Origin of the sequence: Sinomicrobium weinanense, from assembly GCF_018863395.1 — a bacterium.
GTDB classification, from domain to species: Bacteria; Bacteroidota; Bacteroidia; order Flavobacteriales; family Flavobacteriaceae; genus Sinomicrobium; species Sinomicrobium weinanense.
Genome location: NZ_JAHKRR010000004.1, coordinates 83,931 through 109,343, shown reverse-complemented (window position 1 = coordinate 109,343; position 25,413 = coordinate 83,931). Strand labels below are relative to the sequence as shown.

Annotated in this window: 19 protein-coding genes; 8 read left to right on the top strand and 11 right to left on the bottom strand. The window is 47.2% G+C overall.

What is annotated here, in order from left to right:
• Positions 1 to 27: 27 nt before the first annotated feature.
• The 5 genes from KN811_RS12845 to KN811_RS12825 all read right to left on the bottom strand — a co-directional run bounded on the left by KN811_RS12845 (position 28) and on the right by KN811_RS12825 (position 7,372).
• Complete coding sequence (locus KN811_RS12845) at positions 28 to 2,877, bottom strand: 2-oxoglutarate dehydrogenase E1 component (RefSeq protein ID WP_187963702.1); 2,850 nt, start codon at positions 2,875 to 2,877, stop codon at positions 28 to 30.
• A gap of 282 nt (positions 2,878 to 3,159) precedes the next feature.
• A complete protein-coding gene (locus KN811_RS12840) occupies positions 3,160 to 3,480 on the bottom strand; it encodes a hypothetical protein (protein ID WP_223129333.1) in 321 nt (106 codons plus the stop codon).
• A 243-nt stretch (positions 3,481 to 3,723) separates the two neighbouring features.
• Complete coding sequence (locus tag KN811_RS12835) at positions 3,724 to 5,016, bottom strand: metal-dependent hydrolase family protein (RefSeq protein ID WP_187963544.1); 1,293 nt, start codon at positions 5,014 to 5,016, stop codon at positions 3,724 to 3,726.
• A 110-nt stretch (positions 5,017 to 5,126) separates the two neighbouring features.
• Entirely contained in the window at positions 5,127 to 6,149 is a 1,023-nt protein-coding gene (gene galE / locus KN811_RS12830) for a UDP-glucose 4-epimerase GalE (RefSeq protein WP_187963543.1), read from the bottom strand.
• Between the two features lie 89 nt (positions 6,150 to 6,238).
• Positions 6,239 to 7,372, bottom strand: a complete 1,134-nt coding sequence (locus KN811_RS12825) for an aminotransferase class I/II-fold pyridoxal phosphate-dependent enzyme (RefSeq protein WP_187963542.1) — start codon at positions 7,370 to 7,372, stop codon at positions 6,239 to 6,241.
• A gap of 289 nt (positions 7,373 to 7,661) precedes the next feature.
• Here KN811_RS12825 and KN811_RS12820 point away from each other — a divergent pair, with 289 nt between their 5' ends.
• From KN811_RS12820 to KN811_RS12790, 7 genes are all read left to right on the top strand, one after another.
• Positions 7,662 to 8,903: a 3-deoxy-D-manno-octulosonic acid transferase gene (locus KN811_RS12820; RefSeq protein WP_345725255.1), complete on the top strand. Its 1,242-nt coding sequence runs from the start codon at positions 7,662 to 7,664 to the stop codon at positions 8,901 to 8,903.
• Between the two features lie 75 nt (positions 8,904 to 8,978).
• Positions 8,979 to 9,323, top strand: coding sequence for a hypothetical protein (locus tag KN811_RS12815; RefSeq protein WP_187963541.1), 345 nt, complete (start codon positions 8,979 to 8,981; stop codon positions 9,321 to 9,323).
• A 197-nt stretch (positions 9,324 to 9,520) separates the two neighbouring features.
• Positions 9,521 to 10,150: a TIGR04282 family arsenosugar biosynthesis glycosyltransferase gene (locus KN811_RS12810; protein WP_187963540.1), complete on the top strand. Its 630-nt coding sequence runs from the start codon at positions 9,521 to 9,523 to the stop codon at positions 10,148 to 10,150.
• Positions 10,151 to 10,231: 81 nt separating this feature from the next.
• The gene (locus KN811_RS12805) at positions 10,232 to 11,053 is read left to right on the top strand and encodes a purine-nucleoside phosphorylase (protein ID WP_187963539.1); all 822 of its coding nucleotides are present in this window, start codon (positions 10,232 to 10,234) and stop codon (positions 11,051 to 11,053) included.
• Positions 11,053 to 11,754 (top strand): glycosyltransferase family 2 protein, encoded by a 702-nt coding sequence (locus KN811_RS12800; RefSeq protein WP_425596664.1) that lies wholly within the window; start codon positions 11,053 to 11,055, stop codon positions 11,752 to 11,754. The genes KN811_RS12805 and KN811_RS12800 overlap by 1 nt, the downstream gene beginning before the upstream one ends.
• Positions 11,755 to 11,759: 5 nt before the next feature.
• The gene (locus KN811_RS12795) at positions 11,760 to 13,244 is read left to right on the top strand and encodes a cellulose synthase family protein (protein WP_187963538.1); all 1,485 of its coding nucleotides are present in this window, start codon (positions 11,760 to 11,762) and stop codon (positions 13,242 to 13,244) included.
• On the top strand, positions 13,241 to 14,581 hold the full coding sequence (locus KN811_RS12790; protein ID WP_187963537.1) for an MptA/MptB family glycosyltransferase: 1,341 nt from the start codon (positions 13,241 to 13,243) through the stop codon (positions 14,579 to 14,581). Before KN811_RS12795 ends, KN811_RS12790 begins: the two co-directional genes overlap by 4 nt.
• A gap of 41 nt (positions 14,582 to 14,622) precedes the next feature.
• On the opposite strand, the gene KN811_RS12785 is transcribed toward KN811_RS12790, so the two are convergent.
• From KN811_RS12785 to KN811_RS12770, 4 genes are all read right to left on the bottom strand, one after another.
• Entirely contained in the window at positions 14,623 to 15,450 is an 828-nt protein-coding gene (locus KN811_RS12785) for a pseudouridine synthase (protein WP_187963536.1), read from the bottom strand.
• 86 nt (positions 15,451 to 15,536) lie between these two features.
• Complete coding sequence (locus tag KN811_RS12780) at positions 15,537 to 16,445, bottom strand: UbiA family prenyltransferase (RefSeq protein ID WP_187963535.1); 909 nt, start codon at positions 16,443 to 16,445, stop codon at positions 15,537 to 15,539.
• A gap of 149 nt (positions 16,446 to 16,594) precedes the next feature.
• Entirely contained in the window at positions 16,595 to 17,533 is a 939-nt protein-coding gene (locus KN811_RS12775; protein ID WP_187963534.1) for a mevalonate kinase family protein, read from the bottom strand.
• Positions 17,534 to 17,663: 130 nt separating this feature from the next.
• Positions 17,664 to 18,746 (bottom strand): diphosphomevalonate decarboxylase, encoded by a 1,083-nt coding sequence (locus KN811_RS12770; protein WP_187963533.1) that lies wholly within the window; start codon positions 18,744 to 18,746, stop codon positions 17,664 to 17,666.
• Between the two features lie 176 nt (positions 18,747 to 18,922).
• Between KN811_RS12770 and KN811_RS12765 the strand changes: the two genes are divergently transcribed.
• Positions 18,923 to 19,390, top strand: coding sequence for a DUF4168 domain-containing protein (locus KN811_RS12765; RefSeq protein WP_187963532.1), 468 nt, complete (start codon positions 18,923 to 18,925; stop codon positions 19,388 to 19,390).
• 120 nt (positions 19,391 to 19,510) lie between these two features.
• Here KN811_RS12765 and KN811_RS12760 read toward each other — a convergent pair whose 3' ends face one another.
• Entirely contained in the window at positions 19,511 to 20,782 is a 1,272-nt protein-coding gene (locus KN811_RS12760; protein ID WP_187963531.1) for a BaiN/RdsA family NAD(P)/FAD-dependent oxidoreductase, read from the bottom strand.
• Between the two features lie 42 nt (positions 20,783 to 20,824).
• Positions 20,825 to 25,207, bottom strand: coding sequence for a DNA polymerase III subunit alpha (dnaE, locus tag KN811_RS12755; protein WP_187963530.1), 4,383 nt, complete (start codon positions 25,205 to 25,207; stop codon positions 20,825 to 20,827).
• Positions 25,208 to 25,413 lie beyond the last annotated feature (206 nt).

The window sequence follows — 25,413 nt, the reverse complement described above, 5'->3', positions numbered from 1 at the left end:
TCCTGTTACACGTTTGAGACGTTATTTTTAATGTCCGTAACCGCCATTCTTGGTACGGTAATCCATGATATTGTTATCCTTGGTTTTATCAAAAACGTATTCTATCACCTCTTCATGTCGCTTTCTGGACCTCACGGCACTTCCCGCTGCCGGAGACGAATAGAATCTTCTGGAACATACCCGGAATTCCCTGGCTCCATCCAGGTGCATCAGCAAATGGCTCCAGGCTCCCATGTTTCGGGGTTCTTCCTGTGCCCAGACCACTTCTTCAGCATCTTTATACTTCTTTATCACTTTATTTATCTCATCGGCCGGTAGCGGGAAGAGTTGTTCCAGCCTTACCAGGGCCACTTCTTTTTCCTTACCTTTTTTCTCCCTGGCATCCAGCAGGTCGTAATAGAACTTACCGGTACAGAACACCACAGATTTCACTTCTTTGGCTTTCACTGCCCCGTCGTCTATTACCGGCTGGAAACCTCCGTCGGCAAGGTCGCTTATTTTAGACACCGCCTTGGGATGGCGCAGGAGGCTCTTGGGGGTAAACACAATAAGCGGCTTCCTGTAATTGACTTTCATCTGTCTGCGCAGCAGGTGGTAAAAGTTCGCCGGGGTAGTACAATCTGCTACAAACATATTGTCTTTGGCACATAGCTGAAGGTACCGCTCCATACGTGCGGAGGAATGTTCTGCGCCCTGCCCTTCGTAACCGTGTGGTAACAGCATTACCAATCCGTTCTGTATTTTCCATTTGTCTTCGGCAGCAGAGATGTACTGGTCTATCATGATCTGTGCTCCGTTGCTGAAGTCTCCAAACTGGGCTTCCCAGATGGTAAGGGTATTCGGATTGGCCATAGCATAGCCGTAATCGAACCCAACAACCCCGTATTCGGAGAGCAGGGAATTGTAAATATAGAATTTCCCCTGCTGGTCGTTCAGATGGTTCAGCAACACCACTTCTTCTTCGCTGTCTTCCACTTTCAGCACGGCATGGCGGTGCGAGAAGGTTCCCCTTTCCACATCCTGTCCGCTCATTCTCACGTCAAAACCTTCATCGAGCAGGGTTCCGTAGGCGAGTAGTTCGCCCATGGCCCAATCGAGCGTATCGGTTTCGAAAAACATTTTGTGCCGGTCTCCTATAAGCCTTTCTATCTTCCTCAGGAATTTTTTGCTCTCTGGCAATTTCGTGATGACCTTTGCGATCTCGGTAAGTTTCTCTTCGGAATATTTAGTGTCTACCGGTTTTAGCATCTCATCTTCCCTCACAAGGTCAAACCCTTTCCATTCGTCCTGCATAAAGGGGGTTATCCTCGTTGTATTTTCTTTGCGGGAATCTTCGAGTTCTTCTTCGAGCTGGGATTTGTAACCCGCTTCGAGCTTGCTTATATAATCCTTATCTATTATGCCTTCGGCTATCAGTTTTTCGGCATAGATATCCCTTGCATTTTTATGCTTGGCTATGGCCTTGTACAGTTTGGGCTGGGTAAACTTGGGCTCATCTCCCTCATTATGACCATACTTCCTGTACCCCAGCAAGTCGATAAAAACATCCCGCTTAAAGGTCATTCTGAAATCGAGGGCAAACATGGATGCATGCACCACTGCCTCTACATCGTCGGCATTTACATGGAGTACGGGCGACAGGGTTACCTTGCCGACATCCGTACAATAGATGGACGAACGCGCATCGAGATAATTGGTGGTAAAGCCTATCTGGTTGTTCACCACTATATGTATGGTTCCTCCTGTACCGTAGCCGTCCAGCCTGGCCATCTGCACCACTTCATAGGCAATTCCCTGTCCTGCAATTGCAGCGTCTCCGTGTACTACAATGGGTAGTACCCTGGAGAAGTCGTCTGCATAATGTTTGTCTTGTTTGGACCTGGTAATCCCTTCGACCACAGCTCCCACGGTTTCCAGGTGTGAGGGGTTGGGCACGATGTTCATATTAATCTCCTTGCCCGACTTGGTCTTCCGTTCAGAGGTCCATCCCAGGTGATATTTTACGTCCCCGTCAAAAGCCGGGATCTCGTAATCTTTTCCGTCGAATTCACTAAAAATATCTTTTGCGGATTTTCCGAAGATATTGGTAAGTACGTTCAGCCTTCCACGGTGTGCCATTCCCATGACAAACTGTTTTACCCCGGCATCTGCGGCTTTATCGACAATGGCATCCAGGGCAGGGATCAGGGATTCTCCCCCTTCCAGGGAAAATCGTTTTTGTCCCACATACTTGGTATGCAAAAAGCCTTCGAAAGAAATGGCATCGTTCAGCTTCCGAAGAATGTGTTTTTTCTCATCAGCGCTAAACGAAGGATGGTTGTCATTGACATTAAGCCTGCTCTGTATCCAATCTACTTCTTCCGGCTGCCGGATATACATATATTCCACTCCAATGGAAGCGCAATAAATATTTTTGAGGTGCCGGATGATCTCCCGCAGGGTCTGGGAACCAATGCCGAGAATCTCCCCGGCCTTGAATTTGATATCGAGATCGGCATCGGTGAGGCCGAAATTTTCCTTCTCGAGCGTAGGCCTGTATTGCCTGCGTTCACGCACCGGGTTGGTCCGTGTAAACAGGTGTCCGCGGCTCCTGTAAGCATCAATGAGCTTTACTACCCGGAATTCTTTAACGACAATCTCGGGAATTTCTACCTCTCCCTGTGACGTGCCGGTTGCGCCATTTGCAGCAGAAACGGCAACAGGACTACCATTTTGAGAAGGAAAATCACCGGGACCGGCACTTTCCATTCCAAAATCGAATCCTTGAAAAAAAGCCCTCCAGCTGGGTTCCACGCTGTCGGGATTCTGTAAATACTGATCGTACAGGTCAGCAAAAAATGCTGTATGCGCAGCATTCAAAAACGAATACTTGTCCATATTATCTTTTTCAACAGTCTCGTTATGACAAATTTTTTTCAAAAGTACAATATTTCAAATACATGATATTAAAGTTTCTCTACATTTATATATGCCATTGGCAAGATTTTAACAAGCACGAACAAAAACACAGCCGTACTAACTATATCCTTCCTTTTTGTGGGATTCCTTGCGATTGGTGTTTGGTATTCGGTGTGTCAGTGTGCCTGATATTTAGTAATGGTTCCGATACCGGAAAGGTTAAAAGCTGCCAACTCGTTACATTACTCCCGTTTTCGACCTTTAAACCTTGTTCTTGAACCAGACTTTCTGCCATTCCCTTTTCAGGATCAGGAAGGTGACTTCTTCGGAGATCTCTACCGTGTCTACGGTCTGTATACGTTTTACCTCTTCTTCGGAAACATCAATGATATACAACAGGCTAAGGTAATCGTTAAATCTGTCGCGCATGAGAAAGAAGACCGTTTCGTGCAGGGTCCTTTTGAGTTGTCCCGGCGAAATGTCGGGTTCTATGTCCACGAAAATATTGGCTGCCTGAAAATCTTTACAGAGCTGCAACACCAACTTCTCCAACAAATGTTCCTCACTGGCACGTGCCAGCAAGGACGAAATATTTTTTACCTGAGGAACCACAACAATAATTATGTATGCAATTTATAGTTTGTACGGGATACAACCAGGGCGAACGTATCTTAAACAGAGCGTTGAGACCTAGCATTTGATGTTGCAGGTTACAGGTTGCAGGTTCAGGGTTTAATTCAACTTCTAACTTGCAACCTGTAATGTCGAACACCAATAGCCCGGAACCATATAACGCGGCTGGATGACAATTGTTATATCTTCCTTTTACGGCGCTGTATCTTCGTTTTTATGGACTACCCCTCCCTTCATCACGAACACTACGTTTTGAAGTGTTTTTATGTTTTGGGTCGGATCTTCGTTCACGGCAATAATGTCTGCCAGGAAACCTTCTTTGAGCTGACCGGTCTTATGCTGCATGTCCAGCAATATTGCAGGGGTTACGGTAGCGGAACGTATGGCTTCCATTTCGGGCATTCCGGCTTCAACCATATACTGGAATTCCCGGGCATTTTCACCGTGTTTGAACACCCCGGCATCCGTACCGAAAACAATATTTACACCCTTTTTATAAGCCTTTGCAAAAGTGCCCTGGATCTGAGGCCCTACTTCTTTTGCCTTGGGCACCACCAGTTCCGGGTAATACCCTTCGACTTCCGCTTTTTCGGCCACTTCCTTCCCGGCTGTAATAGTAGGTACGTAATAGGCGTTGTGCTTTTTCATGAGCTCCATGGTCTCTTCACTCATAAAGGTACCATGCTCTATGGTCTTCACCCCTCCTAGAATGGCGCGTTGCATTCCGCGATCGCCATGTGCGTGGGCAGCTACCAGCATGCCATAATCGGCTGCTGTCTCGGTAATGGCTTTGATCTCATCCAGAAAAAACTGGGGATTCCGGCCGCTTTTGGCTACGCTCAGCACTCCGCCGGTAGCGGTTATTTTTATGACATCGGCTCCGTTCTTATAGCGTTGCCTTACGGCTTTACGGGCTTCTTCGGGAGAATTTACAACTCCTTCTTTCGGGCCCGGATCTCCCATAAGTGCTTTACGGCTGCCGTTGGTGGGATCGGCATGCCCCCCGGTTGTAGCAATGGACTTTCCTGCCGAAAATATCCTGGGGCCTACGACATATCCTTTATTGATGGCATTTCTCAAAGCTGTGTTTACCCCACTTCCCCCGAGATCACGTACCGTAGTGAAACCCGCCATTAAAGTCTTTTTGGCATACACGACAGACTGAAAAGCCACATCGGCCTCATTGTCGGTATACCTGGCCATATAGCGTTTGGGATTGGTTTCACTTTCTAAATGAACATGCATGTCCACAAACCCGGGCAGTACGGTTTTGTCTTTCAGATCGATCACGGTGTCTTCTCCATTCCCGGGACTTGTATAGCCGTTGTTCACCTGCTGTATTTTACCGTCGGAAATCACCAGGGTCTTTTCTGTAAGGACCTTTCCTTTATCCGTATCGATAATTTTTCCGCAGTGCAAATAGGTTTGTTGTGCCTGGAGTGATACCACACCGAAAAATGTGGCGTAAAATAGTAGTTTTCTCATTGTTATAATTATTTTGGTCAGTATCGGTGGCTGGTAATCGGTATTCGGTAATCGGTGACAAATGTCAACTGACACACTAATTACCGAACACCGATCACTGGTCAGCAACATCAGCTTCTTATCTTCTTTTCCCATGCCCAGGCGGAACGCATGGCTTCATCGAGTGTGGACTGTGCTTTCCACCCCAGTTCGGTGTTGGCCCTGGTGGTATCGGCAAAGGCTGCGGTAATATCACCCGGTCGCCGGTCCACGATCTTGTAATTGAGTTTTTCGCCGGATACTTTTTCGAAGCTGTTTATCACCTCCAGCACGGAACTTCCTTTTCCTGTACCCACATTGAACACCTCGTAGTTAGATTTGTTATCTCCTTTAAGCAGGCGCTTTAACGCCACAACATGGGCCCTGGCCAGGTCTACCACATGGATGTAGTCGCGTATTCCTGTGCCGTCCGGTGTGGGATAATCTCCTCCGAAAACAGAGAGTTGTTCGCGTACTCCTGCGCCGGTCTGGGTAATGAAGGGCACCAGGTTCTGCGGTACACCAAGGGGCAGCTCTCCTATCTCTACCGAAGGATGTGCTCCAATGGGGTTAAAATACCTGAGCGAAATGGCTTTTAACCTTTCGTGCACCTTACAGGTATCGGCAATGATCTCCTCTCCTATCTGCTTGGTGTTCCCATAGGGAGACTCTGCCGTTTTTACCGGGGCGTCCTCGGTGATCGGCAGTTCGTCCGCCTGTCCGTAAACAGTACAGGAAGAACTGAATATAAAACTGGCTTCTCCCCTTTCACTGAGCTCCTGCAGGATATATACCAGGGTATTGATGTTGTTTTCGTAATACAACAGGGGTTTTTCTACGCTTTCTCCTACGGCCTTGGAGGCGGCAAAGTGGATCACACCTTCCACATCGGAATGCTTTGCAAAAAATTCCTTTACCTTTGGCTTGTCGCGCAGGTCCATTTTTTCAAATTGCGGGGTTTTCCCGGTGATACGGGTTATACCTTCGAGCACATCCAGAGAGGAATTGGATAAATTGTCGATGATCACCACTTCAAATCCTTCATTCTGAAGCTCTACCACGGTATGAGACCCTATGAACCCCAGACCTCCTGTTACTAAAATTTTCTTTTTCATGTTTTCAATCAGCCAATGAGTCCATTTAATAACGAGCTAATTATACTGTTTTCAGTGCATCGCATTATCAAATTGGCACATTGACATATTTATTGGTTTATAAATTCTTTTACTTTGGATGTAATGTATTCAATCTGTTCGTCATCGAGCTCCGTGTGCATGGGAAGCGATATGACTTCTTCGCACAGTTGATTGGTCACTCCGAATTCTTCATCCTTGTACCGCTCATCGACATATGCCTTCTGCCTGTGCAAGGGGATGGGATAATATATTCCGCAGGGTATTTCATTTTCATTTAAAAAACGCCCCAGTGCGTCCCTGTCCGTATCCTTTACCTTTAAAGTATACTGGTGATATACATGAGAGTCTTCTTCCCCGACCAGAACGGGGGTAACTATCTTTTCTTCTCCTTCAAATGCTTTTGTATATTTTGCAGCGGCTTCTTTTCGCTTTTGATTATAGGTATCCAGCAAAGGAAGTTTGGCCCTGAGCACGGCGGCCTGTATGGAGTCCAGGCGGGAATTCACCCCTACCACGTCGTGGTGATAGCGTTTATACATCCCGTGGTTTACGACACCCCTTATGATGTGTGCCAGATCGTCGTTATTGGTAAATATTGCCCCGCCATCGCCATAACAACCCAGGTTTTTGGACGGGAAGAACGATGTAGCGGACACATCGCCTATGGCACCTGTCTTTACTTTGGTACCATCCTTAAAGGTATAGGTAGCCCCGATACCCTGTGCATTGTCTTCTATGACATAGAGGCCGTGCTCCCGGGCAATTTGCATGATGGCGTCCATATTGGCGCACTGCCCGAACAAGTGCACGGGAACAATGGCTTTGGTCCTCGGGGTAATGGCTTTTCGCAGGGCTTCGGGGTCGATATTAAAAGTATCGGGTTCTACATCTACAAGCACCGGGCTTAGCTTTAAAAGGGCTATGACCTCGGCAGTTGCTGCAAAAGTAAAGTCGGCTGTGATCACTTCATCCCCGGGTTCCAGCCCCAGTCCCATCATGGCTATCTGAAGCGCATCCGTACCGTTGGCACACGGAATGACATGCTTTACGCCCAGATATTCTTCCAGTTCCTTCTGAAATGCATGTACTTCCGGACCATTGATAAAGGCCGTAGAGCCTATAACCTCTGCCATGGACCGGTTAACGGTATCCTTGATCGATTCGTACTGACCCTTGAGGTCAACCATCTGTATCTTTTTCACTATGTTCTGTATTTAAATTACAAGCCGTCCATACACCTGCCGGAGCATAAAGGCAATTTTACCTCTCCCGTTCCCTGTTAATCATCAGATTCAGGTGTATTTAAGGCTGAAAAAACATGAATTAAAAAACCAAACAATAATACAAAATAAAGGGACGACTGCCAATGAAACGGGAATGATTTTCTCTGCGGTCAAAAATTCGGTTTTAGCGGGTGCATTTGCGGAAAGAAATGTATTTTAGCGGCAAATGAACGGCACAAAATACCGTTCATCCAATTCCGGTGATCAAATGATGCTTTTTATATACAACATCCTGGTGTCCCTGGCCGGCCTGCTCCTGAAGGTCATTGCCCTGTTCCACAAAAAAACAGGGCTTTTTGTCAACGGAAGAAAAATGGTCTTTACCGCCCTGAAACAACAGATCGCCCCGGGAGACAGGGTCATCTGGTTCCATACGGCCTCACTGGGCGAATTTGAACAGGGCCTGCCCGTTATAGAAAAGGTAAAAGCCGGGTTCCCGGAACATAAAATACTGGTCACCTTTTTTTCCCCTTCCGGCTACGAAGTCAAAAAAAACAGCAAAACAGCAGATATCATCACCTATCTGCCGCTCGACACCAAAAGCAAGGTAAAGAAGTTCCTGGATATCGTACAACCGGAACTGGCCGTTTTTGTGAAATATGAATTCTGGCCCAATTACCTCCATGCATTGAAGAAAAGAGGGATAAACACCATACTTATCTCGGCCATATTCCGTAAAAACCAGTTGTTCTTCAAACCCTACGGCGGGTTTATGCGGCGATCGTTACGGACATTCACCCGTTTCTTTGTGCAGGATGAGCAGTCAAAGACCCTACTGAACAATGCGGGCATTGAACAGGTTACCGTAAGCGGGGACACCAGGCTGGACCGGGTATCGGAAATACTCCTCAGGGACAATTCCCTGGATTTTATGGAAGCATTCAGGGACAACAGGCCCTGCTTCGTTGCAGGAAGCACCTGGCCCGAGGACGAGGAGCTCCTCACTCACCTTATAAACCAAAATAACACGGACACTAAATTCGTTCTCGCACCACACCACATAAAACCGTCACACAACGAGGAGCTCAAAAGATCTATCCGGAAAAAGGTTGCTCTCTATTCGGAAAGAGAAGGGAAAAACCTAAGCGAATATGACGTCCTTATCGCAGATACCATCGGTATCCTCACCAGGATATACAGCTATGCCGACATGGCCTATGTAGGCGGAGGCATGGGCTCTACCGGGCTTCACAATATTCTGGAACCGGCTGTGTTCGGTATCCCTGTGATCATCGGGAAGCATTATTCCAGGTTTAAGGAAGCGAATGAACTGGTTGCCCTGGGTGGAACTCTATCGGTATCCGGCAAAGAACAACTTTACGACGCATTTCTTAAGCTCACTAAAAATGAGCCCTTTAGAAAAGAAACAGGGCAGATCAATGCCGGGTATATCAAAAAAAACAAGGGGGCTGTCATCCAAATACTGGAGTTTATACGTACATTATTATAACATGTAATGAAAGAAAAGTTGCAGAAAAAACATTTTGTCTCACTTTTCCATTATTAACACGTAAAAACTCAGATTATGAAAAAAGTATTTTTAAGCACGGTTTTATTAGCTGCGTTCGCCATTACCCTCACTTCGTGCAGGGACACCAAGAAAAAAACCGATGAGGCCGGAGAGCAGATAGAAGAAACCCTGGACGAAGCCGGAAACAAGGCTGAAGATGCATTGGATACAGCCGGAGAAAAAGCTGAAGACGCCTGGGACGAAACCAAGGAAGCAGCGGACACGTTAAAGGAAAAAGGCGAAGAGGTCATAGACAGCGTTAAGGCCAAAGCCAAAGAAACGGCTGAAGACGTTGACAAAGCTGTAGACGATGCCGTAAAGAAAACGGTTGATGAGACCAAAGAAAAAGCAGAGCAATAAAAGCACGAAGGCTGAAGTACGAAATTTGAAGTAGAGACGCAAAATCCTGCGTCGGAATACAAACAATCCCGATTTTAGCACAAAAACCCGCCCGGATAACGAAAGGCGGGTTTTTTATTTTTTGTAACTTTCCTGTTAATTACCCCGAATATAAAGACAGGCCCCACATCAAACGAGAAAACAGCGACAACCATTCTATGAAAGACCATTTACTGATCATTTTTACCCGAAATCCGGAGCCGGGAAAAGTAAAGACCCGCCTGGCAAAGACCGTCGGGGAATCGGCCGCACTCGATGTTTACACCTTCTTGCTGAACCACACCAGGGACATTACGCAAAACCTGCAAACGGACAAAACCGTATATTATTCCGACACCATTGCCAAAGACGACCTATGGCCGACAGACCGGTATGCCAAAAGACTGCAACACGGCACCGACCTGGGGCAACGGATGGAAAATGCCTTTCTGACTGCATTTGAGGAAGGGTATAAAAAAGTAACCCTTATCGGAAGCGATATTTACGAACTCAGCCAAAAACATCTCGAAGAAGCTCTCGAAGCCCTCGGTTCCCACGATGCGGTAATAGGCCCTGCGGAAGATGGCGGATACTATCTTATAGGCCTCAGAACCATGAACCCCGAACTCTTCCGGAACAAAAGATGGAGCACAGATACGGTACTGAAAGACACCCTGGATGACCTGAAGGGCAAAAATATCCATCTGCTGGAAACGTTAAACGATATAGACACCTATGAAGATATTAAAAACAACCCGGTATTTGATAATTTGATAAAAAGTCATAAATCAGGGGGCCGAAAGGAGTAGAGACGTACGGTCGTACGTCTCTACGGTTATACCCCATTAAGATTAAAAAGACAAAAAAACAATTTTACCCAAACAAAAAATATGACCCAAAAAGACCTTAACGAATCCGTAGCTTACCTGCAGGAAAAGGGTTTCCTTAAACCTGAAATAGGCATTGTTCTCGGCACGGGACTGGGAAAACTGGCAGGCGAAATTCAAAATCCCGTAACGGCCTATTACAATCATATCCCTTTCTTTCCCCTGGCCACTGTGGAATTTCATTCCGGCAAACTTATTTACGGAGAAATAGAAGGCCGGAAAGTAGTGGTCATGCAGGGACGGTTTCACCTGTATGAAGGATATGGCCTTACGGGTGTTACCTATCCTGTCAGGGTAATGCACGAACTCGGTATAAAGCGGTTGCTGATCTCCAATGCGGGCGGTGCCATTAACCTGCAATTCAAAAAGGGGGAGATCATGCTTATCGAAGACCACATCAACCTCCAGGGCGGTTCTCCCCTTGCCTTTAAGAATGTGGCGGAATTCGGTGAGCGCTTTGTTGACATGAGCGAGCCTTATGATGTTTCCATGAGAAAAATGCTGGAGGATATTGCAGCGAAAAACAACATCGTCCTGAGAAAAGGTGTATATGCTTCGGTAGCAGGCCCTCAACTGGAGACCAAAGCAGAATATCGCTACCTGAAGATCATCGGCGCCGATGCGGTTGGCATGAGCACCGTACCGGAAGTGATCGTGGCCAATCACCTGAAACTCCCCGTGGTTGCCGTATCCGTACTCACGGACGAATGCGACCCGGACAACCTGGCCCCGGTGAATGTGGCAGATATCATTGCCACGGCCGCCAGGGCAGAACCCAACATGATCCTTTTATTTAAAAGGTTAATAAAACAGCTTAACCTCTAGTGTTACCTATCTGCAAAACCATTAAGGTCATTATTCCCGCATTCAACGAGGAAAAGTCCATCGCAAGGGTCGTTGAAGAAATCCCACCCATAGTGGACGAGATCATTGTGGTAAATAATAATTCCACGGACAATACCGAAGCAGAAGCCGGTAAAGCGGGCGCCACCGTACTCACAGAACACCGCAAAGGATATGGCTATGCATGCCTTAAAGGTATAAATTACATAGACAAAACATCCAAACCACCCGATATCATCGTATTTATTGACGGCGATTACTCTGACTACCCCGGGGAATTGACAAAAATAGTAGCACCAATTATTGAAGATGACGTTGACCTGGTCATAGGAGCAAGGGCAAAACACCTCAGGGAAAAACATTCCATGACCCCGCAACAGATCTTCGGTAACTGGCTGGCCACGTTTTTGATGCGGCTTTTTTTCAATGCTACTTTTACGGACCTGGGACCGTTCCGGGCTATGAAGTACGACAAGCTCAAAATGCTGGGAATGACGGACAAAACCTATGGGTGGACAGTGGAAATGCAACTGAAGACCATAAAAAGGAAACTTGTATACACTGAAGTTCCAGTCCGTTACAGAAAGAGAATTGGCGTCTCAAAAGTTTCGGGAACCGTAAAAGGTACTATATTTGCCGCCGTAAAAATTTTGGGTTGGATCTTTAAATACAGTTTAAAATAAATTAGATGGTTTTAGCAATTTCTTATATTCTCATCGCTATATACACTATAGCTTTGTTACTTATTTTCTTTTATAGCCTGGCACAGTTGAACCTGCTTGTCAACTACCTCAGCCACAAACGCAAGGATAATGAAGCCCCGAAATTTAATTTACTGGATCCCAGGGAGATCCCATATGTCACCATACAGTTGCCAATCTACAACGAAGAGTATGTAGTAGAACGGCTTTTAGACAATATTTCGGGGATAGAATACCCGAAAAACAAACTGGAGATACAGGTCCTCGATGACTCCACAGACGAATCGGTGACTGAAACTGCCAAACAGATCGCAGAACTCCGGGCAAAAGGGCTGGACATTCAGCATATCCGAAGGGAAAACCGCCAGGGATTTAAGGCCGGGGCACTGAAAGAAGGCCTGAAAATAGCCAAAGGAGAGTTCATCGCCATTTTCGATGCCGATTTTCTCCCGGCAAGCGACTGGCTGAAGAAGACTGTCATTTATTTCAAGGATCCCGAGATCGGAGTGGTACAAACCCGCTGGGGCCACCTCAACCGCGATTATTCACTTCTCACCAAAATACAGGCCTTTGCCCTCGATGCCCACTTTACCCTGGAGCAGGTGGGCCGGAACAGCAAAGGACACTTTATTAATTTTAATGGCACAGCCGGTATCTGGCGGAAAGAATGTATTATCGATGCCGGGAACTGGGAAGGAGACACCCTTACCGAAGACCTGGACCTCAGCTACCGGGCACAGCTCAAAAACTGGAAATTCAAGTACCTGGAAGATGTGGAGACCCCTGCGGAACTCCCGGTGGTCATCAGCGCGGCCCGTTCGCAACAATTCCGCTGGAACAAAGGAGGGGCTGAAAACTTCAGGAAGACAGTGACCAGTGTCCTGACCGCCAAGAATATTCCCTTCAAGACCAAACTGCACGGCGTGCTCCACCTGCTTAACAGTTCCATGTTCCTGTGCGTATTTATCGTAGCCCTGCTCAGTATTCCCATGCTGTACATCAAAAATACTTTCGGCCATATGGACTGGATCTTCGAAGTGACCAGCTTCTTTATTGTCAGCACCATCATACTTTTCATTTGCTACTGGTTTACCTACAAGAACATACAGGGCAGCGGGCTTGACAATTTTATAGACTACATTAAAATGTTCTTTACTTTTTTCTCCGTGGCCATGGGCTTTTCCCTGCACAATTCCGTAGCAGTACTGGAGGGACATATGGGCAAAAGGAGCGAATTTGTACGGACCCCGAAATTCAATATCAAAAACCTTGCGGACAGTTGGAAAGGAAATAAATACCTGCGCGAAAAACTGTCCCCCAATACCCTGCTGGAAGCCTTATTGGCTTTTTATTTCCTCTTCGGAATGTACAGTGCCATTCCGTTGAACGATTACGGGCTGTTTCCGTTTCACTTAATGCTGTTCCTCGGTTTCGGATTTGTATTCTTTAAATCATTAACCTCCAAGGCTTGATCGCAAACTACTGGAAATATCACAAATTTCCTGTTTTAATTGCCCTTGGTTGTATTGTACTTTATGCAAGTTTTGCCTACCAGCTGGTACGCACCGATTTTATAAAACTGATAACGCTCTACGGGGCGTTATTTTTTCTTTATACAAAGGTCATTGCTCTCGAGAAAGGGAACATGGGCTTTCTTTCGGCCCTGGCGCTGGTGTTCCGGGTTGTTTTTATACTGTCCATCCCCAATCTTTCCCAGGATTTTTATCGCTTTATCTGGGACGGGCAGTTATCATTAAACGGGCTTAACCCCTATCTCCACCTGCCTGACGACCTGGTCACAGACCCTGCATTGCCGATCGCCAATGCCCGGGAACTGCACGAGGGCATGGGCAACCTCAGCGCACGGCATTACACCAATTACCCGCCGGTAAATCAGCTCTGCTTTCTGATCGCTTCTGCTTTGGGCGGAAATGGCGTCCTCGGCCCGGTGATAGCGATGCGGCTTCTCATTGTGCTCGCCGATGCGGGGACATGGTATTTTGGAAGAAAGTTGCTTACCGCATTAAAACTCCCCGAACATTATATCTTTTACTACCTCCTCAACCCGCTTATTATTATAGAATTTACGGGAAACCTGCATTTTGAAGGCATGATGCTGTTTTTTCTTATATGGAGCTTATATCTGCTACATTCGGGAAAATGGGCCGCGTCTGCCGTGATCATGGCCCTGTCCGTCTCCGTTAAGCTCATTCCGTTAATGCTCGTGCCCCTTGTCCTGCAAAAACTGGGATGGAAAAAAGCGATATTGTATGGAATAGCGGTTTGCGCAGTGGTACTTGTTCTTTTCCTCCCTTTTATCTCCGGAGAGCTCGTCGATCACTATATGCAGACCACCAGGCTGTGGTTTGTGAATTTTGAGTTTAACGGCAGTATTTACTACCTCATCCGGGAGATCGGATTTCGGGTAAAGGGCTATAATATTATTCATTCCGTAGGAAAGGTCACGCCTTTTATCATCACAGGGTTTATCCTGCTCCTGGCCTTTTTCCGGAGGAACAGGGAAACCATTCCACTCATAACCGGAATGCTGCTGGCCCTGAGTTTTTATTTTTTCCTCTCCACCACTATACACCCCTGGTATATTGGTACACTGGTTGTGCTGTCCGTTTTTACGCGATATCGTTTCCCCCTGGTCTGGAGCGCGGTGATCATGCTGAGTTATTCAGCTTACGGAGCGGACGGGTTCGGAGAAAATCCCTGGCTGCTCGGTATCGAGTACCTCACTGTTTACGGTTTTTTCCTTTGGGAAGTATTTTTAAAAAGTATGAAGTACGAAGTTAGAAGTTAGAAGTATAAAAACACTTCGTACCTCTAACTTCTAATTTAGCCTTAAAGCATCCGCAGGTTAATGACCTCTTGTTGGCTCAGGTGCCGCCAGTGCCCTCTGGGCAGGTCTTTTTTGGTGAGCCCGGCAAAAATGACCCGGTCCAGTTTTATCACCTTATACCCCAGGTGTTCAAAAATCCTCCGGACAATACGGTTGCGGCCGCTGTGTATCTTTATGCCCACTTCGCGTTTGGGTGCATTTTCAATATAGCTTACATCGTCTACCTCGATCGGGCCGTCCTCCAGGGTCAGCCCTTTCTGTATTTTCAACAGATCGGACTGTTTGAGGTTCTGGTCCAGCCCTACGTGGTATATCTTACGAACCCCGTGTTTGGGATGGGTGAGTTTTTTGGCCAGGTCGCCATCGTTGGTAAACAACAGTAATCCGGTGGTATTGCGATCCAGGCGCCCTACGGGCAGCAGTTTGGCTTTGGATGCATTTGACACCAGTTCCATGACGGTTTTCCTGCCTCTTTCATCTTTTGTAGTCGTAATAAAGTCTTTGGGTTTGTTCAGAAGTACATATTCCTTTGGCTCGGGATTGATAATCTTTCCGTCAAAGCGTACCTCATCTGTCAGCTTTACCTTGTAACCCAGTTCAGTAACAGGTTCTCCGTTAACAGACACACTGCCGGCCACGATATAAATATCCGCATCCCTGCGCGAACAGATCCCGGAGTTTGCAATGTATTTATTGAGACGTATCTCTTCCGGGTTTTTCAGCAAAGGTTTTTTCCGGATGGGCGCATTACCTCTGGCATAGCTCTCCTTGCGTTTTCCTCCCTGCCTCCCGGATATCTTTCCTTTCCTGTTTTTGTCTGTTCTGCTCATGTTCTCCTTATTTTTTGCAAAGATAGGGTATTTAATACTTAACTCAGTTATACGTATTTTTTCAAAATCACCTTTATTTCACCGCATCACAAAATCCTGTTCAGCACCAGGTCCACATCGATCAGGAGTATGCTAAAGACCCCGGCTACAATGATAAACTTCAGGATATTGTGGAGCACCAGGTAGTCTTTTTTCGAAGAAGCCTTCCACATAAAGAACAAAAACATCAGGAGTAGCACAAAACATCCGTAGAAAAAGACATCCATATGCCCGATCTCAAAAGTAGTGATCAACAGGTAAGTAGGTACCCAGGTAAAGAATGCCAGCAGGGTAATGATCCTTTTGGAGGCCTTTTCGCCGTAAATGATCGGTACGGTCCTGTAACCCTGGGCCATATCTCCCTTGATATTTTCCAGGTCCTTGACCATGTCACGGATAAGGATAATAAGGAACAGGAATACGGCATGTACAAAAATGACCATCGCGAAGTTCTTGTAATACACAAATACGGCGAAAAAGGGGGTAATGGCCAGTATGGAAGCAATAATATTCCCCAGGAGCGGAATGCGTTTCAGTTTGTGGGAATAAAACCATATGGCAAAGATATAGACCGAAAAAAAGGCCACTGCCCGGAACGATACGTAACTGGCAAAGATCACCGATATAAAATTCAGTATAAAATAGGCGGTCAGTTTAGTACGCTGGCTGATCAGGCGGTCGAGCATGGTTTTCCTGGGCCGGTTGATCAGGTCTTTTTCCGCATCGTAAAAATTATTGATAATATACCCGGAGGCAATGGCGAGGGCCGATGCCACTACAATGGCAAACAGATTTCCGTCCAGGACCACGTCCATCAATGGTTTTTCGGGGGCAAGGATATAAATGGAAGTAAGATACTGGGCCACGGCAATGACCAGCACATTATACCCCCGAACTACTGAAAAAATGCTCAGAAGCTTAAGCAATACCAGCCTGTTCTTCCTGGATAGCTGCACATGTTTGGTTTTTATGATCCGACAACAAAGAAAAAATCCGGAAACCAAAATCGTGGTCCGCTCCCGGAATTTCACTCAGCACTGCTAATATAAGGAAAGCAATTTTCTTTTCACAGGCATGCTTCTGCAATGCCTCATTATTTTTTCATTCAGAAGTTATAGACGACCTCCAGGTTATAGTCTTTCAGGGCCTTTCTGGCTTTTTCTATATCCTGTGTAAAGCCCAGAATATATCCGCCACCCCCGGAACCACAGAGTTTCAGGTAGTATTCGTTGGTCTCTATACCGCGTTTCCATAGTTTGTGGAATTGTGCCGGGATCATGGGCTTGAAATTATCGAGCACCACATGAGACAACTGTTTGATATTTTTAAACAGCGATTTTACATCGCCCTTGAGGAAGTCTTCCACACAGGCATCGGTATGCCTGATAAACTGGTCCTTGAGCATATTGCGGAACCCTTCCTGCTTCATATTTTCCATAAATATCTGGATCATGGGCGCCGTTTCACCTACCATACCGCTATCCAGCAGGAATACCGCTCCTTTACCTCCTTTTTTCTGTGAAGGGATCCCGGTAGGTTCTATATTGTCTTTGGAATTGATGAGGATAGGGATACTCAGGTAACTATTGAGAGGATCGAGCCCGGAGGACTTTCCATGGAAGAAAGACTCCATTTCCGCGAATATAGCCTTTAGTTTCAACAACTTGTCACGCGTGAGGTTTTCCAGTATCGTGATCTTGTTATTGGCATATTTGTCGTAAATGGCCGCAACCAGGGCCCCGCTGCTTCCCACGCCATACCCCTGGGGAATGCTGCTATCGAAATACATGCCTTCCGATACGTCCTTCTTCAACTTTTCGATATCAAAGGTTGCCAGTTCAGGCCTTTCGGTCTGCAGGTTTTCCAGGTAAATGGCAAAGCGCTTGAGGCTAAGGTTTGACCTGGATGTTTCTTCCGAAAGCTCTTTTTCCATTTTAAGCGCTCCGTTATAAAAATTATACGGAATAGACAACCCCTTGGAATCCCTGATGATACCATATTCTCCGAAGAGTAATATTTTTGAATAGAATAATGGTCCTTTCATTCTTTCTAAAATTACGGCCAAACCCTTATAAAGATACACAAATTAAACGTCGGGAACAATTTTTATTGCAATTTAGTACTATTATTCCTTAAAAAAATGTTGTGATATGTTACCTTTTGTTTATCATTTTCTATAACGGCCTGGCACCTGCTCCAATGCGGTCGCAAATATAGTGTTCGTTTTCACAATATGCAACCAGCTCACTATTAACAAATTCCAATATTCTGTCTTTTTCCTCTTCCGGATACAATACATGTACGTTGGCACCCGCATCGAGGGTAAAGCATACATTGCTGCCGGTTTCTTTCCTGAAATCCCATATTTTGCGGATTACCTGTAAGGTTCCGGGGCTCATCAGCAGGTAGTAAGGGCGGCCCGTCATCATTATGGCGTGCAGCGTCAATGCTTCGCTCTCCACGATCTCTATAAATCCTTTTACATCGCCTTCCCTGAGTATATGCTTCAATTCAGACAGGTGCTCTCCGGCCTGTTGAAAACGCCGTTCCGCAAAGGGATGCCCGTGCATAAGACCGTGCCCGGCGGTACTGCTTACCTGTTTTTTGCCTTTGTCTACCAGCAAAACGGTATCCTGATATGTGCTGAAGACAGGATGTACCTCATCCGGATACCGGGTACCATAAAGGTCTGTACTTCCTTCGATTTCGGGATGACTCCCCCAGACCACGAGCCCACCCTCCACGCTCCTGCACGCACTTCCGGAGCCCAGCCGGGCCAGAAACGAGGCTTTTCGGTAGAAATCACGCTCCGTAATGCCGGGATTCATTTTCCTTTCCATGCTCATCAGGCACAGGGCCAGGGCACTCATACCACTTGCAGAAGACGCTATTCCACTGCTGTGCGGAAAGGAATTGGAAGTTTCGATGGTAAAATGGTAATCTCGCAGAAAAGGAAGATATTTTTCGATACGTTCAAAAAACCTATTGATCTTAGGCTTGAAATCTTCCCGTGACCGTCCTTCAAAAAGCAACTCGAAACTAAAACCGGAAGCCGGTCCTTCCCGCCTTGCAAAACGAAGGGTGGTTGTCGTGGCACAGGTATCGAGCGTAAAACTTACAGAAGGGTTGGCAGGCAGTTGTTCTCCACGCTTCCCCCAGTATTTCACCAGTGCAATATTGCTCGGCGATCTCCACGTAAAAGCTCCCGCTTCTATCGCATCGGGATATCTGGAAGGCATAAAGTCCTTTTCAGTCATGAATAAAAGAATTTGTGCAAAGATAATGCTTTCCGGGTTTTATGTTCTCCAAAGAAATACGCCTTAAAAAACCTTATAAAAGCCGTTAAGTTCCCGTTAAACCAGTAATAATTTTGGTATTCCTTATTTATTATTGTAGTTTCGACCAATAAAAAATAATTAAAATTCTTACAAAAATGAGATTTACGGACAAATTAAAATCTTCTCTTGTCTGTTTTTTGATGGTCGGTATTACCGCCTTCGCGCAAACGGCAGAACAGAAAAAAGTTGAAGTATCGGATGATGAACTGGGTAAAATTGCCACTGCGCTCCAGGGTGTACAGCAGATCAATGTGCAAGCCCAGCAAAAAATGATGAAAACTGTGGTAGACAAAGGGTTTGAAATGGACCGGTTCAATGAACTGTATGAAGCGTCACGCTCACCCGAAAAGAATGTGGATGCCAGCGCGGAAGAAAAGGAAAAATTTGGCGTGGTGATGAACGAAATGCAGAAAATGCAAACAGGCTTCCAGAAACAGATGGAAGAAACCATCACCAAAACCGGTATCTCCCTCGACCGTTACCAGGAAGTGGCCATGGCATTGCAAACGGATACCGATTTACAAAAGCGTTTACAGGCATTGCTGGCAAAACAGCAGCAGTAAAATTATAATTTGAGGAAGCTGTCTAAAAAGCCTTGTAACCCATCATACTGATCGGACAATCATCATGAGGCCCTGAAATAAATTCAGGGTGACGTAAAGTTTACTTTTTAGACAGCTTTTTTATGATCCGCTTTTTTCAACGATGCCCCTGGCCGCCAGAAACCCTCCGGTCCAGGCGTTCTGAAAATTGAACCCTCCGGTCACTGCATCGATATTCAGCACCTCTCCGGCGAAGAACAGGTTTTTATGGATCTTGCTTTCAAACGTTTTGAAATCGATCTCTTTCAGGTCCACGCCCCCGGCTGTTACGAACTCTTCTTTAAAGGTGCTTTTTCCGTTCACCTTAAAAATACCTTTGGTAAGCTGTTCTGCCAGTTGCTCCAGCCCGTTTTTGGAAATTTCCGCCCAGCGTTGGCTTTCCCGGATACCGGATGCTTCTGCCAGCCTTGTCCACAACCTTTTTGGAATATCAAAAGGCCTTGAGGCATGGACATATTTTTTTCCGCTCTTCCGGTTGTATCCCCTTAAAATTTCCAGGGCATCAGAAAAAGAAACGGTGCGTAACCAGTTTACCTCCACCTTAAACCTATAATTGCAGCGATGCAGTTCGCGAGCCGCCCAGGCCGAGAGTTTCAAAACAGCCGGGCCGCTCATTCCCCAGTGGGTGATCAGTAAGGGGCCCTCAAACATCATTTTGCCACCTCCATCCGACAATCGGACCGTCACCATGGCAGATATCCCCATTAAACCGGAAATCCGGGGGTCTTTAATATGAAAAGTAAACAACGAAGGCACCGGGGGCACTATGGTATGGCCCAACTGCCCTGCAATGTCCCACATTTTCGGACTGCCTCCTGTGGCTATGAGAAGTTTGCAACAATTGAAATTACCTTTACTGGTCACCAATTCCCATCCGTCCTTACCCTTATTGACCTGTTTTACGGCATGGCCCGTATACACTTCCACTCCCCGGCCGGAAGTTTCCCTTACCAGGCAATCGATAATGGTTTGAGAGGAGTCGGTTATCGGAAACATCCTGCCATCCTCTTCAATTTTGAGCCGTACGCCCCTGCTTTCGAAGAATTCTACCGTATCCCCGCTGCAAAACGAGTGAAAAGGGCCGAGGAGCTCCTTCTGCCCCCTGGGATAATTCCCGGCCAGCTCGCGGGGCACAAATTCGGCATGGGTAACGTTACAACGCCCGCCACCGGACACTTTTACCTTGGAAAGCACCTCCCCGCCGCGTTCTAGTATGGCAATACGCAAACCGGGGGCCGCTTCCGCGATATGGGCTGCGGCAAAAAAACCGGCAGCACCTCCCCCTACAATGACCACATCAGCATCTTTCTGCTTTTGCGACAGCTCCGAAGAAACTTTTTTTCCACGGCTCATACCCGAAACCCTGTTTTTATGATCTCCATTTTCCTCCGGAGCTTAATTCAGCTTATACACCAGGTCCCTTTTACGCAGTTCGGTAAGGAGTTCGCTGGATATCTTTACTTTCTTTTTACGGCTCGGCATATACAGTTTCAGCTTTTCGTCCATTTTATATACGGTAAAGCTAAGGGGATGGTCTCCTTTGTGTTCCTTGATGATGTCTTTCAGCACCTCTATCTTATCATCTGCGATATCCTCGATATTCAACTGAATGGTGAGCTTTCTGGCGTAGGTTTCCATGACATCCTGAAGCAACTGCATATTGTTGAACTGCAAACGCGGATCTCCCTTTTTACCGGTGTCCCGGTTTACCCAGCCCTCACGGATAAACACCTTTATATAGATAAAGGAGCTGACCATCAGGAAATGCCTGAACTTGAGGTACTCTTCACCGAAGATCTTAAATTCGTACGAGTCGGTATAGTCTTCCACCATAAAGGTGGCCCATCCCTTTCCATTCTTGGAAGTGCGGTGCTGTACATCGGTAATGACCCCGGCCAGGGAGAGTTCCCTGTTGGTGTAGTTTTCCATCTCATTGAGCAGGCCGAGGCTTCCGTTGCAGAAATATTGCATTTCTGCTTTAAAATCATCCAGCGGATGCCCGGAAATATAGATCCCGACCACTTCTCTTTCCCTGCGGAGTTTTTCCATGGTGCCCCATTCTTCACAAGGCGGCACCACCGGCTCGGGGATCTGTACTTCGCTGGCTTCCCCGAAAAGGCTCACCTGGGCCGAATTTTCATTTTCCTGGTATTTGGCGGCATATTTCATCACTTTTTCGAGGAACACTATACCGTCGCCGTCATCGTGGAAGTACTGTGCCCGGTGCGTATCGGAAAAGGAGTCGAAACCTCCGGCAAGGGCCAGGTTCTCAAAGGCTTTCTTATTTGCTGCCCGCAGGTCGATGCGCTTGGCCAGGTCAAAAACAGATTTGTAAGAACCGGATTCCCTGTTGGCCACGATGGTCTCCACAGCACCCCGGCCAACTCCTTTTATGGCTCCCATACCGAAACGTATGGCATTGTCTTTATTTACGGTAAACTTATAAAAGGATTCGTTTACATCCGGACCGAGAACATCCAGCCCCATACGTTTACACTCTTCCAGGAAGAAGGAAACCGATTTTATATCGTTCATGTTGTTGGAGAGCACCGCCGCCATGTATTCCGCAGGATAGTTGGCTTTCAGGTAGGCCGTCTGGTACCCGATCCATGCATAGCAGGTAGAGTGGCTCTTGTTAAAGGCATAACTTGCAAAGGCCTCCCAGTCTTTCCATACTTTTTCGAGGACCCCCCGGTCGTGGCCGTTCTTTTCTCCGCCGTCGAGGAATTTGGGTTTTAACTGTTCCAGCAGGGCAAAGATCTTTTTCCCCATCGCTTTCCGGAGTACATCGGCCTCACCCTTGGTAAACCCGGCCAGCTTCTGCGACAGGAGCATCACCTGCTCCTGGTATACGGTGATCCCGTAGGTTTCCTGGAGGTATTCTTCCATGGCAGGGAGATCGTAAGTGATCTCTTCCTTACCGTGTTTCCGGTTGATAAAGCTGGGGATGTATTCCAACGGTCCCGGACGGTACAGGGCGTTCATGGCAATGAGGTCGGCAAAGACCGTCGGCTTCAGCTCTTTCATGTATTTCTGCATCCCGGGCGATTCGTACTGGAATATCCCAACGGTTTCCCCGCGCTGAAAGAGCTCATAGGTCTTCTCGTCGTCCAGCGGAAATTCATCGGGGTCCAGTTCTATATCATGCTTGTACCTGACCAGTTTTACAGTATCCTTGATGAGGGTCAGTGTCTTTAGCCCCAGGAAGTCCATTTTAAGCAAGCCGGCACTCTCAACCACCGAGTTGTCGAACTGGGTGACGTACAGGTCGGAATCTTTGGCAATGGATACGGGGACAAAGTTTGTAATGTCGTCCGGGGTGATAATAACCCCGCAGGCATGAATACCCGTGTTCCTTACGGAACCTTCCAGTATTTGCGCCTGTTGTATGGTTTGTGCTTCCAGGTCCGCACCTTCTGCAAGGTTCTTCAGTTCATTCACCTTCAGCAGTTCGTCGGCGCGAAGGCTCCCCTTCAGCTTGTTATCGTCCAATGAAAATATCTTGGCCAGCTTCATGTTGGGGATGAGCTTGGCTATCCTGTCGGCATCTCCGAGCGGCAGGTCCAGCACACGTGCGGTATCACGGATAGAGGACTTGGCGGCCATGGTACCATAGGTAATGATCTGCGCCACCTGATTGGCCCCGTACTTGTCGATCACGTAATCCATAACCCTGCTGCGCCCCTCGTCGTCAAAGTCGATATCGATATCGGGCATAGACACCCGGTCGGGGTTGAGGAAACGCTCAAAAAGGAGGTCGTATGCTATCGGGTCGAGATTGGTGATCCCCAGGCAATAAGCCACGGCCGACCCTGCAGCCGATCCACGGCCCGGCCCTACCGACACTCCCATTTCACGGGCGGCAGCAATAAAGTCATGCACAATAAGAAAGTATCCCGGGTAGCCGGTACGCTCAATAACGCTCAATTCAAAATCGAGGCGCTCCCTGATCTCGTCGGTAATTTCCGGGTATCTCCCTTTGGCCCCTTCATAGGTGATATGGCGCAAATAGGCATTCTCTCCCCGTTTACCGCCATCCTGCTCATCTTCTTCGTGCTGAAACTTCTCAGGGATGTCGAACTTGGGCAGAAGCACATCCCTGGCCAGTTCGTAGGGTTCTATCTTGTCTACGACTTCCTGAATATTGGAAATGGCTTCCGGCAGGTCGGCAAAAAGGGCCTTCATTTCCTCAGCCGATTTAAAATAGTATTCCTGGTTGGGCAGGCCGTAACGGTATCCGCGGCCGCGGCCTATGGGAGTGGCCTGTTTTTCCCCGTCTTTTACACAAAGGAGGATATCGTGGGCATTGGCGTCTTCCTTGGTTACGTAGAATGTATTGTTGGTGGCTACCATTTTTATACGGTGCTTTCTGGCCAAACGGATAAGCACCTCATTGACCCTGTCCTCGTCTTCCTGATTGTGACGCATCAGTTCGATATAGAGATCATCCCCGAATTGTTCTTTCCACCACAAGAGGGCTTCCTCGGCCTGGTTCTCTCCCACATTCAGTATCTTGCCCGGCACTTCTCCGTATAGGTTACCGGTAAGGACAATAATGTCTTCTTTATATTTTTTAACGACCTCTTTGTCTATACGCGGCACATAGTAAAACCCTTCGGTATAAGCCACGGAAGACATCTTGGCCAGGTTGTGGTAGCCTTTCTTGTTCCTGGCCAACATAACGACCTGGTAGCCATTGTCTTTCCGGCTTTTGTCCAGATGGTTTTCACAGACATAAAACTCACAGCCTACAATGGGTTTGATCTCTACTTCGGCAGGTTCTTCCCCCTTTTCGGCAGCTTCTTCGTTCTTTGCCCTTGCCGCTTTGTTGTGGTTTCCTATTTCCTTAACAAAGTGAAAGGCGCCCATCATATTACCGTGATCGGTAATGGCTACTGCCGGCATCTTTTCCCTGGCTGCGGCCGCCACGAGGTCGGGCAGGCTCGATGTGGCCTGCAATACCGAGAACTGGGTATGGTTGTGCAGATGGGCAAAGTCCATCTTTTCGAGCTCCTGTTTGTTCTCTTCGAGCTCCTGTCGTGAAATATCGTCGCCCTGTGCTTTCTGTATTCTTTTTCGTATGGCATCTGAAGCCGCCTTCAGGTTGATGTGCTTCAGGCCGACAAGCTGTATTTCCTGCGGGTTGTTCTCCCTGAAATCCTCAAAATATCCGGGGAGGACATCGAGTTCTTCCTCGGTAAACCCTTGCCCTATCCGTATCAGCTCAAAGAAACAGCGGGTGGTGGCCTCAACGTCGGCAGTGGCGTTGTGAGCCTCGGCAAAGGGCTCGCCAAACAGTTTTTCGTGCAGTTCGGTAAGGGTGGGCAGCTTGAATTTCCCTCCCCGACCACCGGGTATCTGGCAGAACTGGGCCGTTGTTTCCGTACAGGTGTCCAGAACCGGCAGGGAAGCCAACGGCGACTCCATACCTTCCCGGTAAAACTCACAACCCATGATATTCACATCAAACCCCACGTTCTGACCTACGATAAATTTCGTCTTGCTCAGGGCCACATTGAACTTTTCCAGCATTTCCCTTAACTTCACCCCGTCTTCTTCTACGAGTTCAGTGGAAATACCGTGTACACGTTCGGCATCAAAGGGAATATTAAAACCTTCGGGTTTTACGAGATAATCCCCGTGCTCCACGAGCCTTCCCATCTCGTCGTGCAACTGCCAGGCTATCTGTATACAGCGCGGCCAGTTGTCCGTATCGGTCAGGGGAGCATCCCAGCGTTTTGGCAATCCGGTGGTTTCGGTATCAAAAATAAGGTACATGCGGGTTTGTGGTTTATCGGTTCGTAAGTGCTTTGCTGCTTTACACCCCCTGCCCCCTCAAGGGGGGAGCCTCATTTCTTTTTAAAGAGATTTATAGCCCTCCTTGAGGGGGGCCAGGGAGGTGCATCTCTTTTTAAGACAATTCCATCAATAATCAGACAGTCCTCAAGGGACGGGGTAAAATTACGGATAATTCGATATCGGGG